At 68.2% G+C, this 15,287-nt stretch carries 10 protein-coding genes; 8 read left to right on the top strand and 2 right to left on the bottom strand.

Going from position 1 to position 15,287, the window contains the following annotated elements:
• Positions 1-370 precede the first annotated feature (370 nt).
• Entirely contained in the window at positions 371-832 is a 462-nt protein-coding gene (locus A3OM_RS26680; protein ID WP_348625456.1) for a toll/interleukin-1 receptor domain-containing protein, read from the top strand.
• A 303-nt stretch (positions 833-1,135) separates the two neighbouring features.
• Here A3OM_RS26680 and A3OM_RS0120925 read toward each other — a convergent pair whose 3' ends face one another.
• Together A3OM_RS0120925 and A3OM_RS0120920 are read right to left on the bottom strand one after the other, a co-directional pair.
• Positions 1,136-1,639, bottom strand: a complete 504-nt coding sequence (locus A3OM_RS0120925; RefSeq protein ID WP_348625455.1) for a hypothetical protein — start codon at positions 1,637-1,639, stop codon at positions 1,136-1,138.
• 105 nt (positions 1,640-1,744) lie between these two features.
• Positions 1,745-2,269, bottom strand: a complete 525-nt coding sequence (locus tag A3OM_RS0120920) for an Hsp20 family protein (protein ID WP_018045743.1) — start codon at positions 2,267-2,269, stop codon at positions 1,745-1,747.
• A 649-nt stretch (positions 2,270-2,918) separates the two neighbouring features.
• Between A3OM_RS0120920 and A3OM_RS26220 the strand changes: the two genes are divergently transcribed.
• The 7 genes from A3OM_RS26220 to zwf all read left to right on the top strand — a co-directional run bounded on the left by A3OM_RS26220 (position 2,919) and on the right by zwf (position 15,212).
• Positions 2,919-3,059, top strand: coding sequence for a hypothetical protein (locus tag A3OM_RS26220; protein WP_018045742.1), 141 nt, complete (start codon positions 2,919-2,921; stop codon positions 3,057-3,059).
• 272 nt (positions 3,060-3,331) lie between these two features.
• A complete protein-coding gene (locus A3OM_RS0120910; RefSeq protein ID WP_018045741.1) occupies positions 3,332-4,750 on the top strand; it encodes an MdtA/MuxA family multidrug efflux RND transporter periplasmic adaptor subunit in 1,419 nt (472 codons plus the stop codon).
• A gap of 181 nt (positions 4,751-4,931) precedes the next feature.
• Positions 4,932-8,045, top strand: coding sequence for an MdtB/MuxB family multidrug efflux RND transporter permease subunit (locus A3OM_RS0120905; RefSeq protein ID WP_018045740.1), 3,114 nt, complete (start codon positions 4,932-4,934; stop codon positions 8,043-8,045).
• A gap of 140 nt (positions 8,046-8,185) precedes the next feature.
• Entirely contained in the window at positions 8,186-8,632 is a 447-nt protein-coding gene (locus A3OM_RS24860; RefSeq protein WP_081612759.1) for a DUF559 domain-containing protein, read from the top strand.
• Complete coding sequence (locus A3OM_RS0120895; RefSeq protein WP_018045738.1) at positions 8,629-11,901, top strand: efflux RND transporter permease subunit; 3,273 nt, start codon at positions 8,629-8,631, stop codon at positions 11,899-11,901. The genes A3OM_RS24860 and A3OM_RS0120895 overlap by 4 nt, the downstream gene beginning before the upstream one ends.
• Before the next feature lie 206 nt (positions 11,902-12,107).
• Positions 12,108-13,577 carry an efflux transporter outer membrane subunit gene (locus A3OM_RS0120890; protein WP_026176262.1) on the top strand — a complete coding sequence of 490 codons (1,470 nt, stop codon included), beginning with the start codon at positions 12,108-12,110 and terminating at the stop codon, positions 13,575-13,577.
• Between the two features lie 111 nt (positions 13,578-13,688).
• The gene (zwf, locus tag A3OM_RS0120885; protein WP_018045736.1) at positions 13,689-15,212 is read left to right on the top strand and encodes a glucose-6-phosphate dehydrogenase; all 1,524 of its coding nucleotides are present in this window, start codon (positions 13,689-13,691) and stop codon (positions 15,210-15,212) included.
• Positions 15,213-15,287 lie beyond the last annotated feature (75 nt).

The raw sequence follows: 15,287 nt of genomic DNA, 5'->3' as shown, positions 1-15,287 counted from the left end.
TACTACCATGGCAACGCTCTTTGAATGAACTGCGAGGCAGGTCTTAACCTGCGGGCGAGCCTTGTTGCATCCTAACTTTAACTTAAGGGAGAAGCATTCGATGGCTAGATGCACGGCACCAGTAAGAGGCCACACAGGGGGCGGAGAAGCAAACTGTCCCGCATGCAGCGGTCGATGGGGCCGTAGTAGCTATGGCAGTTACGGCTCCAGTTACGGCTCCTCAACCTCGTCGTCGCGTTCATACTCGTCGTCTGGCGGGGGCGGTGGGAGCCGGGGCGGTGGTGGATCAAGCAAAACTTCCAGACCTAGGTGGGCGCGAGCCGGTTCAGCCGTTTGGTATACAACCGCCGAGGTGCAAGAACTCGAACCTGTGCGCGAGCAAGTCGAGAGGCGCGCGCCGGCACCAGACCTTCGGGACGTATTCCTCTGTCATGCATGGGACGACCGGCAGGGAGCTGCAAAAGAATTGCATGATCTGCTTGAGGCGCGTGGAGTAAAGGTTTGGTTCAGTGAGAAAGATATCGCGCTCGGTGAACCATTCCTTCGCGAGATCGACAGGGGACTGGCGAAATCACGGGTCGGTATAGTGTTAGTGACTGCTAATTTTTTAAAACGTATCCATGGCCACAGCATCGCCGACAAAGAGCTCTCAGTACTTCTCCATGGAGGTAAGCTGGTACCGATCATTCACGGTACTACATTTGCGGAATTAAACGAGGAGAGTCCCATGCTTGCTTCGCGAAATGGACTTAACACCGCGGAAAACAGTATGGCAGATGTCGCGACCAAGCTCGCTGATCTAGTTTCCGTAAGAATTAGCGACGAAAAGTGAGAAGCTGCAGCGCGGCAGCAAAAGGGGCGGCGTCAACATTGGGTGATCGGGTCTATCGACTGAACTGATGTCCGAAACGGTTCGAGAGCGGGCGAGACGGCCGTGTCTGCTTCTGCCAACTCTCGACCGAAAGCGGACCGCCGCAAATCCACCATAGCCGACCTCTTACGCTGGCGCCTAACCTGGAAAACCACTCGCTTCGGTCGGTAAGGGAATGGTGGTGAGGGCCCTAATAGGCGCGGGCTTGACTGCGTGCCCCGCCACCGCCGCCCTTCGGCGGCGGCGCGCGTCAACCTTCCCCGCTCAGGCCGGGATCGCATCCGCGCTGGGCGGCGTCCGGGGGCGGGGCATGATCGTCGCCGGGCAGGGCGGCGGCTCGTCGTCGTCGTTGCGGCGGCGCGGGCGGAGATAGCGGTGCAGGTTCGCGAGGCGCGGTCGGCGGCGCGGCGCGGGGCGAGGGGCCCCGGCGGCCGTCTCCGGGGCGGCGCCGCCATCGAGTTCGGCGAGCGCCGTGAGCAGGGCCTCGACGGTGACCGGCTCGGCCCTGGCCCCGGTGAGGCAGCGCAGGCCCGGTGCGTTCTCGAGGGCGCAGGCGTCCGAGACCCAGGAGGCCAGGATCGTCCGCTTCTCTTCGCGGGAGAGGAGCGGGTGCGCCAGCACCTCGCGCGGATGACGGAACACGTCCCCGGGGGCGACCACGGCCTGCCACGCCTCGAACGAGGCGGACTGGGTCGCGGCTGGGTTCATGGGGCCGTTCATGAGGCCGGACGTTCCGAGGCCGGAACGGGACAAGTGCGTCTCCCTCATCGACATGATCGATCCTCCCTGATGGCTGTGAGGCAGGACTAAAACGATGCGGCCCTCGCGGGCCCGAAGGCCCCCGAGGTTCGGCTGTCATGGCTCAAGGCGGGTTCAGGCCGCCTCGGCGTGGTCCTCGACCTGCGCGTGCGCGTTGTCCTGAACCTGCGCGTTGTCCTGGCCGATGGGGCTCGTCGCGCCGGCGATGGCGATGCGGCGGGGCTTGAGGGCCTCCGGCACCTCGCGCTTGAGGTCCACGGTCAGCAGTCCGTTGTCGAGGCTGGCGCCCGTGACCCTCACGTGGTCGGCTAGGTTGAACGTCTGCCGGAAGGGCCGCGTCGCGATTCCGCGATGCAGATAGGCGCGCTCCCCGTCCCGGTCGGTAGTCCGGTCGCCTCTCCGGCCGGTCCTTTGGCCCGTGACCTGGAGGACCGTGTCGTGCTGCGTCAGGTCGATCTCATCCGGGGTGAAGCCGGCGACCGCCATGGTGATGCGATAAGCGTCGTCGGCCACCTTCTCGATGTCGTAGGGCGGCCAAGTCGTCGACGGCTCGACGCGGGCTGCCTGGTCGAGCAGCGAGATCATGCGGTCGAAACCGACGGTCGAGCGATAGAGCGGTGCGAAATCCAAGGTCCTCATGACCACATCCTCCTGAAGAGCAACGTGATGACAAAGGCCGCCGGACACCGTGTCCGGCGCCAAGGTGCGAGCCGTTCGTGGCCTCGCACGCGTGAAACGCAGAGGTCGGCGTGCGGTTCCGGGGCGATGTGGATTTTTTTCAGCGTGAGGGGCCGGGCTTCTTCGCTTATCCGGTGGTGGCGGCGGACTCGTTCGTTGAGCGAAAAGGCGAGGAAGCCCGTCGCGCCTCATGTCGAACTCTCTTGGACAGGGCGAACAAGCGTCGAGCGGATGTATGAATCCAGTCGCCCCCGGGCGGAGATCCTTCGGCCTTCGGTAGCGCGGGCGTGTCGGGACGGGAAACCGGAAGCGGAAATGTGCGCGTTCGCACGCTCCTTCTCCCGGCGCCCCGGGTTGGGCCTGACGATTGTTGACATTCATCAGGCGTAACGTAGGTTCTGGTCATGGCCGGAGCGGGCGCCGCTCAACGGAAACACCGCCCCCTCGTTTCTTTTGAGTGGCGTACCGCTCCGGTCCTTTTTCTGAAGCTGATCCTCCCCGAGAAGACAGCCGTCACGCCCTCTCGGCGTGGCGGCTTTCTCGCGTTCTGCTTGTGCTGCGATGGTCTTCCGGGGTAGCGACCTCGCATCGGATCACGAGGACGCCCCCGTTGAGCACCCGCGCATGTTGCGCTCTCGCCCTCCTCATCGCCCTGGCGGGGGCTGGATTGCGCCTCGTCGTGCCGGTGACACCGACGGATGCGGCCTATCACGCGGTGGTCGAGGCCTACCCGTCGAAGCCGCTGCCCTGAGGGCTTCGAACGGCCCGCCGCCCGCACCCTGGAAACAGCCCGGAAACTTCCGCGCCGCACTGGCGTCGCAATAGTCCTGCATCTCTGGCGGCGATGCTGAGCGAACGATCGACGGGCAAGGCCACCCGGCAAACGTGCACGATTTCTTGCGCGGCCCTGGATCGTCGCCCCGCTGCGTGGTGGTCGCGCCCCCTGTTCCGTCGGGACTCCCGTCTCCATTTCGGTCAGACTGCGTGGTGCCGGTCGGAAACGAGCGGCCGGATTGTCGAGGCATGAACGAACAATCGCCCATCCGGACCGAGACGGCCCGGCACATCGGACCCGAGGCACCGGCGCCCACGCGCCGGCGAAGCCGCGCGGGGACGTGGCTCCTCCTGCTCCTCCTTCTCGCGGGGGGCGGCGCGGCCGGCTACCGGTACTATCTCGCGCCCAAACCTGCGACGGAGACCGCCGCCGACGGCGCGCCCGTGCGCGGCAAGGGCGCCCGTGGACGACCCGGCGACATGGCCCAGGCTGTGGGCGTCGCCACGGTCTCGGCCGGCGAGATCCCGGTGGTGCTGTCGGGCCTCGGCACGGTGACGCCGCTCGCCACCGTGACGATCCAGTCGCAGATCAGCGGCTACCTCATGGAGATCGGCTTCCGCGAGGGCCAGACCGTCAGACGAGGCGATTTCCTGGCCCAGATCGACCCGCGTATCTACGAGGCGCAGCTCGCCCAGTATCAGGGCCAGCTCGCCCGCGATCAGGCGCTGCTGCAGAATTCGAAGCTCGACCTCGCCCGCTTCCAGCGCCTCAGCCTGCAGGATTCGATCTCCAAGCAGAACGTGGACACGCAAGCGGCCCTGGTGAAGCAGAACGAGGGCACCGTCGCCATCGACCAGGCCCAGGTCGACCAGCAGAAGCTCAACATCGCCTATACGCGCATCGTCTCCCCGGTGGAGGGCCGCGTCGGCCTGCGCCAGATCGACCAGGGCAATTACGTCACCGCCGCCTCCACCAACATCGTGGTGGTGACGCAGCTGCATCCGATCTCGGTGGTCTTCACCCTGCCCGAGGACGACGTGGCGCGCGTCATGCGCCGCCTGCGCTCGGGCGCGAAGCTCACGGTGACCGCCTACGATCGGGGCGATGCCAACGTGCTCGCCACCGGCACCCTCGACACGGTGGACAACCAAATCGACACCACCACCGGCACGGTGAAGCTGCGCGCCCTGTTCGACAACAAGGACGAGAGCCTGTTCCCTAACCAGTTCGTCAACGCCAAGCTCACCGTGGACATCGTGCGGGACACGCCCATCATCCCCACCGCTGCGATCCTGCGCGGCACGCCCGGCGCCTATGTCTACCTGCTCGACAGCGACGACAAGGTCGTGGTCCGGCCGATCACCGTCGGCGAGGCCGATGGTGCGCGCAGTGCCGTCACCAAGGGGCTGGCGGTGGGCGACCGGGTCGTGGTCGACGGGACCGACCGCTTGCGCGACGGCGCCAAGGTCCGCGTCACCGAGGGCGGCAAAGGCCAGCCGGCGCCCCCCGGTGAACCCGCCGCGCCCGGCCAGCCGGCGGCATCCGGCCAAGCGGCACCTGCAACCGACGCCACGGCCACGACGTCGACCCCCGCCGCCGGGACACCTCCCGAAAATCCGTCGCAGAAGCGCGAGCGCCGCAGAGAGCGGCCGGCGGCGCAGCCGTGATGGTCACTCTCGACGCCGTTTCTCCCTCCCCCCTCTGCGGGGGAGGGTGCCTGCGGAGCAGGCGGGAGAGGGGACGACCTCTCCGCATAGGGCGCTCCCCTCTCCCGATCCACTTCGTGGGCCACCCTCCCCCGCAGGGGGGGGAGGGGAGGGGCGGCGCGCCCGTCGTGGCCCTTACCCCATGAACCCGTCCCGCATCTTCATCCTGCGGCCCGTGGCCACCACGCTGTTCATGCTGGCGATCCTGCTCGTCGGCATGGTGTCGTACCTGAACCTGCCGGTCTCGGCCCTTCCGTCGGTGGATTACCCGACGATCCAGGTTCAGACCTTCTATCCCGGCGCGAGCCCGGAGGTGATGACCTCGGCGGTGACGGCGCCGCTGGAGCGGCAGTTCGGTCAGCTCGCCAACCTCAACCAGATGACCTCGCAGAGTTCCGCGGGCGCGTCGGTGATCACGCTTCAGTTCAGCCTCGATCTCGGCCTCGACATCGCCGAGCAGCAGGTCCAGGCGGCGATCAACGCGGCGGGCAACCTCTTGCCCTCCGACCTGCCGGCGCCGCCGGTCTACGCCAAGGTCAACCCGGCCGACGCGCCGATTTTGACGCTGGCCCTCACCTCCACGACGATGCCGCTCACCGAGGTGAGGGATCTCGCCGAGACGCGGCTCGCCCAGAAGATCAGCCAGGTTTCCGGCGTCGGCCTCGTCAGCATGGGCGGCGGCCAGCGCCCGGCCGTGCGCGTGCGCTTCAATTCGCGGGCGCTGGCCGCCTACGGCCTCAACATCGACGACCTGCGCACCACCATCACCAACCTCAACGTCAATACGCCCAAGGGCACGATCGACGGGCCGACCCAGTCCTACGCCATCAACGCCAACGACCAGATCCGCGACCCGAAGGCCTACGAGCAGGCGATCATCGCCTACAAGAACGGCTCGGCGGTGCGGCTGTCGGACGTCGCCGACGTGGTCAACGGCCCGGAGAACACCAAGCTCGGCGCCTGGATGGACGAGACGCCCGCCGTCATCCTCAACATCCAGCGCCAGCCCGGCGCCAACGTCATCGCCACCGTCGACAAGATCAAGGCGCTGCTGCCCCAGCTGCAGGGGACGCTTCCCGCGGCGATCACGGTGACGCCGCTCACCGATCGCACCACCACCATCCGCGCCTCCGTGCACGACGTGCAGGTGGAGCTGGCGCTCGCCATCGGCCTCGTGGTCCTAGTGATCTTCCTCTTCCTGCGCAGCCTGTCCGCGACCCTGATCCCGAGCCTGTCGGTGCCGCTCTCACTGATCGGCGCGCTCTCGATCATGGACCTCTACGGGTTCTCCCTCGACAACCTGTCCCTGATGGCGCTGACGATCGCGACGGGCTTCGTCGTCGACGACGCCATCGTGGTCATCGAGAACATCGCCCGCCACGTGGAGGAGGGCGATTCGCCGATGGAGGCGGCCCTGAAGGGCAGCCGCGAGATCGGCTTCACCATCATCTCGCTCACCGTCTCGCTCATCGCGGTGCTGATCCCGCTCCTGTTCATGGGCGACGTGGTGGGGCGCCTGTTCCACGAATTCGCGATCACGCTCGCCGCCACCATCGTGATCTCGGCGGTGGTCTCGCTCACCCTCGTGCCGATGCTGTGCGCGCGCCTGCTCAAGCACGCGCCGGAGGCCAAGCGCCGCGAAGGATTTATCGCGCGGACCGGCCGGCGGGCCATGGACGGGGTGATCTCCGGCTACGGGCGGATGCTGCGCGTGGTGCTCAACCACCAGGGCCTGACCCTCGTCGTCACCCTCGCCACCATCGCGCTCACCGCCTACCTGTTCGTGGTCATCCCCAAGGGCTTCTTCCCGGTCCAGGACACGGGCGTGATCCAGGGCGTGACCCAGGCCGACCAGACCGTCTCCTATGCCGAGATGGCCGACCGCCAGCAGCAACTCGCGCGGATCGTCCTGCAGGACCCGGATGTGGCGAGCCTGTCCTCGTTCATCGGCGTCGACGGGCAGAACGTGACGCTCAATTCCGGCCGCTTCCTCATCAACCTGAAGCCGCACGAGGGCCGCGCCACCGATGCCAGCGCGATCATCCGCCGCCTGAAGGAAGCGACGCGCGGGGTCGCCGGCATCCGGCTCTACATGCAGCCGGTGCAGGACCTCACCATCGACACGGCGGTGAGCGCGACGCAGTATCAGGTGATCCTCGAGAACCCGAACCTCTCGGAGTTCGAGACCTGGGTGCCGCGCTTCGTCCAGGCGCTGCAGCGCTCGCCGCTGCTGTCGGACGTGGCGAGCGACCTGCAGGGCAACGGGCTGGCGGCCTACGTCACCATCGACCGGCCCACCGCCGGCCGCTACGGCATCACCCCCGCCACCGTGGACAACGCGCTCTACGACGCCTTCGGCCAGCGCATCGTCTCGACGATCTTCACCCAGTCGAACCAGTACCGGGTGATCCTCGAGGCCGACCCGGACCTGCACAAGACCCTCGACAGCCTCAACGGCATCTTCCTGCCCTCCTCCACGGCGGCCTCGGGGCAGGTGCCGCTCTCGGCGGTGGCGCGGATCAGCGAGCGCCGGGCACCGCTCCTCATCAGCCATCTCGGCCAGTTCCCGGCCACCACCGTCTCGTTCAACCTCGCCGAGGGGGTGGCGCTGGGCGATGCGGTGAAGACGATCGAGGCGGCGCGGACAGAGATCGACCTTCCCCCGAGCTTCCGCGTAGTGCCGCAGGGCTCGGTCTTCGCCTTCCAATCGGCGCTCTCGAACCAGCTCTTCCTGGTGATCGCCGCCATCGTCACCGTCTATATCGTGCTCGGCGTGCTCTATGAGAGCTTCGTCCACCCGATCACGATCCTCTCGACCCTGCCCTCGGCGGGGATCGGCGCGCTGGTCGGCCTGATGCTCTACGGGCTGCCGCTGGACATCATCGGCGTCATCGGCATCGTGCTGCTCATCGGCATCGTGAAGAAGAACGCGATCATGATGATCGACTTCGCGCTCCAGGCCGAGCGCGAGGAGGGCATGGCCCCGCGCGACGCGATCTACGAGGCCTGCCTGCTGCGCTTCCGCCCGATTCTCATGACGACGCTGGCCGCCCTGTTCGCGGCCGTGCCCCTCATCCTCGGCACCGGTGTCGGTTCCGAACTGCGCCAGCCGCTCGGCATCGTCATCGCCGGCGGCCTCATCGTCTCCCAGGTCCTGACCCTGTTCACCACCCCGGTGATCTACCTCGCCTTCGACCGCCTGGAGCGGCGGTTCAAGCGCGGCGGCGGTACCAAGGCGGCGGGGGTGACGCCGTGAGCCGGGAGTTCGCCGTTACTCTCCCTCCCCCCTCTGCGGGGGAGGGTGGCCCCCGAAGGGGGGCGGGAGAGGGGAACCCGGTTTCCGGATCGGACGCGCAGAGCGACGCGGGGCGCAACCTCGTCAGACCCACTCCGCATCTGCGCGCGTTTGCCCGCGGACAACGTCGGCTCCGTACGCTTGCCGAGGATGCGTTCTGGCAGCAGGTGCGCGGTAGCCGCTTCCGTGGGCTCAAATTCAGACGCCAGGTTCCCCTGCCGCCCTACATCGCCGATTTCCTTTGCGCGTCCGCCCGTCTCATCGTCGAACTCGACGGCGCCCCCCATGTCGAGACCGCGCGCCGTGATCGCGATGCCGCGCGTGATGCCTGGCTGCGGGAGCAGGGATTCGAGGTTCTGCGCTTCCCGAATGACCGTGTCCTGAGCGATCTCTCTTCGGTCCTCGACACGGTCGGCGCGACCGTCGCGGCGCGGCTGGCTCGCGCCACCTCCGGCCACGTCGCTCCCCTCTCCCGACCCGGCCTGACGGCCGGGCCACCCTCCCCCGCAGAGGGGGGAGGGAGCATGCGCCCGGCTCTCCGCCCATGAACGTCTCCGAACCGTTCATCCGCCGCCCGGTCGCCACCACGCTGCTCACCATCGGGGTGTTGCTGGCGGGGATCTTCGCGTTCTTCAAGCTGCCGGTGGCGCCGCTGCCGCAGGTGGATTTCCCCGTCATCCTGGTCCAGGCGCAGATGGCCGGGGCCTCGCCCGAGACCATGGCGACGACGGTGGCGGCGCCCCTGGAGCGGCGGCTCGGCATCATCGCCGATGTGGGCGAGATGACCTCCACCAGTTCCGTCGGGACGGTGCGGATCGTCCTGATGTTCAACCTGAACCGCGACATCGACGGGGCCGCCCGCGACGTGCAGGCGGCGATCAATGCCGCGCGGGCCGACCTGCCCACCGCGCTCCGCTCGAACCCCACCTACCGCAAGTTCAACCCGGCCGACGCGCCGATCCTGATCCTCGGCCTGACCTCGAACACCCTGTCGCCGGGTCAGCTCTACGATTCCGCCGCCACGGTGGTGCAGCAGAAGATGTCCCAGCTCCCCGGGGTGGGGAATGTCGATATCGGCGGATCGTCGTTGCCGGCGGTGCGGGTCGAGCTCGATCCCACCGCCCTCTACAATTACGGGATCGGGCTCGAAGGGGTGCGCGCCGCGATCGCCTCGGCCAATGCCAATTCCCCGAAGGGGGCGATCGAGACCGACACCCGCCACTACCAGCTCTACGCCAACGACCAGGGCCGGGTGGCGGCGGATTACCGCGACATCGTCGTGGCCTACCGCAACGGGGCCGGCGTGCGCCTCACCGATGTAGGCAAGGTCGAGGATTCGGTGGAGGACAAGCGCAACCTCGGCCTCGTCAACGGCCGGCCGGGCGTGATCCTGTTCATCTACAAGCAGCCCGGCTCCAACGTGGTCGATACGATCAAGGCGGTGGAGGCGGCGCTGCCGCAGGTGAAGGCCGCGCTGCCCGGCGACATCGACCTCACCGTCACCGGCGACCGCAGCGCCACCATCCGCGCCTCCCTCGCCGAGACCGAGGAGACCCTGGTCATCGCGGTCGTCCTCGTCATCGGCGTGGTCTTCGCCTTCCTGCGCTCCGGCCGGGCGACCCTGATCCCGGCGGTGGCCGTGCCGATCTCGATCATCGGCACCTTCTCGGCCATGTACCTGCTGGATTACAGCCTCGACATCCTGTCGCTGATGGCCCTCATCATCGCCACCGGCTTCGTGGTGGACGACGCCATCGTGGTCCTGGAGAACATCCAGCGGCATATCGAACTCGGCAAGCCGAGGCTGGAGGCCGCCCTCATCGGGGCGAAGGAGGTCGGCTTCACCGTCATCTCCATGAGCCTGTCGCTGATCGCGGTGTTCATCCCGATCCTGCTGATGGGCGGCATCGTCGGGCGGCTGTTCGAGGAATTCGCCGTCACCCTGTCCCTGGCGATCCTGATCTCCCTGGTGCTCTCGCTCACCACCACGCCGATGATGTGCGCGCTGCTGCTCAAGCGCGAAAGCGTGCCGGAGGGAGATGCGCCGCGCCGCCCCAACCTGCTGATCCGGGGGCTGGAAGGCGCCTTCGAGGGAACGCTGCGCGCCTATGAGCGAACCCTGCGGATCGCCCTCAATCATCGCCGCCTGGTGCTGCTCACGCTGTTCGCGACGATCGGGCTCAACGTCTATCTCTACATCATCGTCCCCAAGGGCTTCTTCCCCGAGCAGGATACGGGTCAGATGATGGGCGGCATCCAGGCCGACCAGCGCATCTCCTTCCAGGCGATGAAGCAGAAGCTGGAACAGGCCACCGCCATCGTGCAGGCCGATCCGGCGGTGGACAGCGTCGTCGGCTTCACGGGCGGGCGCGCCACCAACTCGGCCAACGTCTTCGTCGGCCTGAAGCCGCGGGGCGAGCGCGCCTCGATCACCGAGGTGATGACCCGCCTGCGCCCCAAACTCGCGCAGGTGGCGGGCGCCCGGCTGTTCCTGTTCCCGCGCCAGGACCTGCGCATGGGCGGGCGCCAAAGCTTCGCGCAGTACCAGTACACCCTCCAGGGCGACACGGCCGACGAGCTCTATGCGGCGGCCCCCCGGCTCGTGGAGGCGCTGCAGAAGAACCCGGTCTTCGCCGACGTCACCTCCGACCAGCAGGAGGGGGGGCTGGAAAGCCGCCTCGTCATCGACCGGGCCACGGCCTACCGCTACGGCATCACGCCCGACAAGATCGACAACACCCTCTACGACGCCTTCGGCCAGCGGCAGGTCTCGACGATCTACAACCCGCTCAACCAGTACCACGTCGTGATGGAGATCGCGCCGCGCTACCTGCAGAACCCGGAGACGTTGAAGACCGTCTTCGTCTCGACCTCGGGCGGCAAGGCGCGCGGCTCGGCCATCACCAACGCGGTGGCCGGGACCGTGGCGGGGGCCGCGGCGACGGGGACGACGGCCTCCACCATCGCCGCCGATTCCGCCCGCAACGCCGCCTCCAACGCCATCGCCGGCGGGGCGGGGGCCTCGTCCAGCGCTCCGGTTTCCAGTGCCAAGGAGACGATGATTCCGCTCTCCGCCTTCGCCCGGGTGGAGACCGGCAACGCGCCCGTGCAGGTGAGCCACCAGGGCCTGTTCGTGGCCACCACGCTCTCGTTCAACCTGGCGCCGGGCAAGAGCCTGTCGGACGCCACCGCCGCCATCGAGGAGGCGGAGGCGCAATTGCGCCTGCCGGCCACGATCCACGGCGAGTTCGCGGGTGCCGCCAAGACCTTCCAGGCCTCGTCCTCGCGCCAGCCCCTGCTGATCCTGGCGGCCCTGCTGGCCGTCTACACGATCCTCGGAATCCTCTACGAGAGCTTCGTCCATCCGGTGACGATCCTCTCGACGCTGCCCTCGGCCGGCATCGGCGCGCTGTTGGCGCTCCTCGTCTCGGGCACGGAATTCACCATCATCGCGCTCATCGCGGTGTTCCTGCTCATCGGCATCGTCAAGAAGAACGCCATCATGATGATCGACGTGGCGCTGGACGCCGAGCGCACGCGCGGGGCCACACCGAAGGACGCGATCTTCGAGGCCTGCCTCTTGCGCTTCCGGCCGATCATGATGACAACGCTGGCGGCCCTGCTCGGCGCCCTGCCTCTCATCCTCGCCGGGGGCGAAGGCTCGGAAATGCGCCGCCCCCTGGGCATCGCCATCGTCGGCGGCCTGATCGTGAGCCAGATCCTGACCCTCTACACCACGCCCGTCGTCTACCTCTATCTCGACCGCCTCCGCCGGCGTCGCCCGGCCATGGGCGTGGTTCCGGGCGCGGCCGAATGAGCGTGGGCGGTTTGAAGGACGGTCGCCTGCGCGGGCTCGTGGCTTCCCTGTGGAGCGGAGGGACATCGCGTTCCGATAAAGGCGTGGGTTCCCTCTCCTGGAAGGAGAGGGGCAGGGTGAGGTGTGCGACCTTTTCGGGGAGTCCACGCACCTCACCCCAACGCTCTCCTTCCAGGAGAGGGAGCCCGTCGCGCTCGCTCGTTACCATCCTCGCCCTCGCAACAACCCTCTCCGGCTGCATGGTCGGACCCGATTACTCCCGGCCCTCCGTGGAGACGCCCCTGGCGTTCAAGCAGGGCGGGATGCGCGAGGACAGCGTGGCCCATGTCGCCACGCGGAAGGGATGGCGCGCGGCGCAGCCCAACGACGGGGCCGAGCGCGGCGATTGGTGGCGCGTGTTCCGCGATCCCGCCCTGGACCGGCTGATCCGCCTCGTCGACGTGGACAACCAGAACCTGCGCGTCTCCCTGGCCTCCTACGACCAGGCGCGCGGCCTCGTCGCCCAGGCGCGCTCGGCGCTCTACCCCACCGTCATCGGCGCGCCGACGATCACGCGCTCGCGGACGCTCGGCACCGAGCGCACCTCGGTCTCGCTCCAGGCCCAGGCCTCGTGGGAACTCGACCTGTTCGGCCGCATCCGGCGCAACATCGAGAGTGAGGTCGCCAACGCCCAGGCGAGCGCGGCGGATCTGGCGGCCGTGCGCCTGGCGATCCAGTCCGAGGTCGCCACCAACTATTACAGCCTGCGCTACCAGGATTCGCTGCAGCGCCTGCTCGACGAGACGGTGGAGGCCTACAAGAAGAGCCTCGCCATCACCGAGAACCAGTACAATGCAGGCGTGGCGGCCCGCTCCGACGTGATCACGGCGCAGACGCAGGTGCAGTCGACCCAGGCCCAGGCCATCGCGGTGGGCCTGCAGCGCGCGACCTTCGAACACGCCATCGCGACGCTGATCGGGCGCCCGCCCTCCGAATTGTCCCTGCCGAAGGGGAGCCTGCCGAAGTCGCCGCCGGCGGTTCCGGTGGGCATCCCCTCCGCCCTGCTGGAGCGGCGGCCGGACATTGCGCAGGCCGAGCGCAGCGTCCAGTCCCAGAGCGAGCAGATCGGCGTCGCCGTGGCGGCCTTCTACCCGACCCTGGTCCTCTCGGGCTCGGGCGGCGTCTCGGGGCTGACCAGCAACGGCGTCTTCTCGGCCGCGAACCAGGTCTGGTCGGTGGCAGCGGCCGGCAGCGAGACCCTGCTCGATGGCGGCGCCCGCACCGCCGCCGTGCAGATCGCGAGAGCCGCCTACGACGCCACGGTGGCGACCTACCGCCAGACCGTGCTCACCGCCTTCGCCGAGGTGGAGAACGGGCTCGCCGGCGTCCGCATCCTCGCCCGCCAGCAGGCGGCGCAGGAGGAGGCGGTGGCCTCCGCCCGCCGTGCCGTGGAGATCACCCTCAACGAGTACCGCGCGGGCACGCAGAACTTCACCACGGTCATCACCGCCCAGGCGCTGGAACTCAACAACGAGGTGACCGCGCTGCAGGTGCGGCTCAACCGCTTCACCACGGTGGTGACCCTCATCCGGGCGCTCGGCGGCGGCTGGGACGTGCGCAGCCTGCCGACCCCCGACGAACTCAAGGGCGACCGCCTGCCGATCGACCGGGGCCAGGCCGTCCGCACGGACGAATAAGGCCGTCCGCACGGACGAGTGATCGCTGCCTTGCACCATCCGTCGGAACGGCGCAGGGCATCGGCGGTTTGACCGGCGTCGCCGCCGTCGATGCCCGGAGTGTCCCGTCCCATGATCCATCCCGATGCCACAGTGAACGACGGCAAGCAGCCCCGCGCCAACGACGAGGTCAGGACGGCGCCGGCATGCACCCTCGTCATCTTCGGGGCGGCCGGCGACTTGACGAAGCGCCTGCTGATGCCGGCCCTCTACAACCTCGCCTCGGACGGCCTGCTGGCGGATGGGCTCAAGATCGTCGGGGTCGACCATAACGACCGCACGAGCGAGCAATGGCGCGACGACCTCTCGCAGACGATGCAGTCCTTCACCGAGGACCACACCTCCGAATTCCACCCGGACTCCATCGATCCTGCCCATTGGGGCTTCATCCGTGAGCGCCTGACCTTCACCAAGGGGGATTTCGAGGCGGCGGAGACGTATCAGCGGCTCGCCCGGGACATCGGCGGCAACGCGATCTTCTATCTCGCCGTCTCCGCCCGCTTCTTCGGCCCGGTGGTGGACCAGCTCGGCGCCGCCGGCCTGCTGAAGGAGGGGGAGGGCGCCTTCCGCCGCGTGGTGATCGAGAAGCCCTTCGGCACCGATCTCGCCTCGGCGCGCGCCCTCAACGCCCGCATCCTGAACCAGGCCGACGAGAGTCAGGTGTTCCGCATCGACCACTTCCTCGGCAAGGAGACGGTGCAGAGCATCCTGGCGCTGCGCTTCGCCAACGCCATGCTGGAGCCGATCTGGAACGCCGGCCATATCGACCACGTGCAGATCACCGCCGCCGAGACCATCGGCGTGGAGCAGCGCGGCGGCTTCTACGAGCCCACCGGTGCGCTGCGCGACATGGTGCCGAACCACCTGTTCCAGCTCCTGTCCATGGTGGCGATGGAGCCGCCCGGCAGTTTCGATGCGGAGGACATCCGCAACGAGAAGGCGCGGATTCTGGAGGCCGTGCGGCCGGCGACGCCGGACCGGGCGGTGCGCGGCCAGTATGCGCCCGGCGAAGAGCAGGGGCATGCCGTGCGGGGCTACCGCGAGGAGGCCGACGTCTCGGCCGATTCCCGCACCGAGACCTACGCGGCCCTGACGCTCACCATCGACAACCCGCGCTGGGCCGGCGTGCCGTTCTACCTGCGCACCGGCAAGCGCCTGACGGGGCGCCTCACCGAGATCGCCGTGCATTTCAAGCCGCCGAGCCACGGCCTGTTCGCGGGCACCGCTCTCGCGCCGAACGTCATGCACCTCCACATCGACCCGGACCAGGGGCTGAGCACCCAGTGGAACGCCAAGCGGCCGGGGCCGGACATGCGCCTCGGCGCGGTCATCTCCTCCGTGCGGTTCGGCGATTTCTTCGCCGAGGCGCCGAGCGTCGGCTACGAGACCCTGATCTACGATTGCATGGTCGGCGACCCGACCTTGTTTCAGCGGGCCGACGCCATCGAGGCGGGCTGGGCCGCCGTCGATCCCCTCATCCAGGCCTGGAGGGATGCTCCGGTGGAGACCTATGCGGCGGGCAGCGACGGACCGGCGGGGGCGGATGCCCTGCTCGCCCGCGACGGGCGGGCCTGGCTTCCCCTCGCGGAGGGGTGAGGCTCGCGCGTCAGGGCCAGTTTGAGATGTTCTTCCAAGGCTTCCCCTCAGCATGAGCGCGGCGTAACGACCTCG

The organism is Methylobacterium sp. 88A, from assembly GCF_000376345.1.
Taxonomy (GTDB): Bacteria; Pseudomonadota; Alphaproteobacteria; order Rhizobiales; family Beijerinckiaceae; genus Methylobacterium; species Methylobacterium bullatum.
This window is presented reverse-complemented; position numbering and strand designations above follow the sequence as displayed.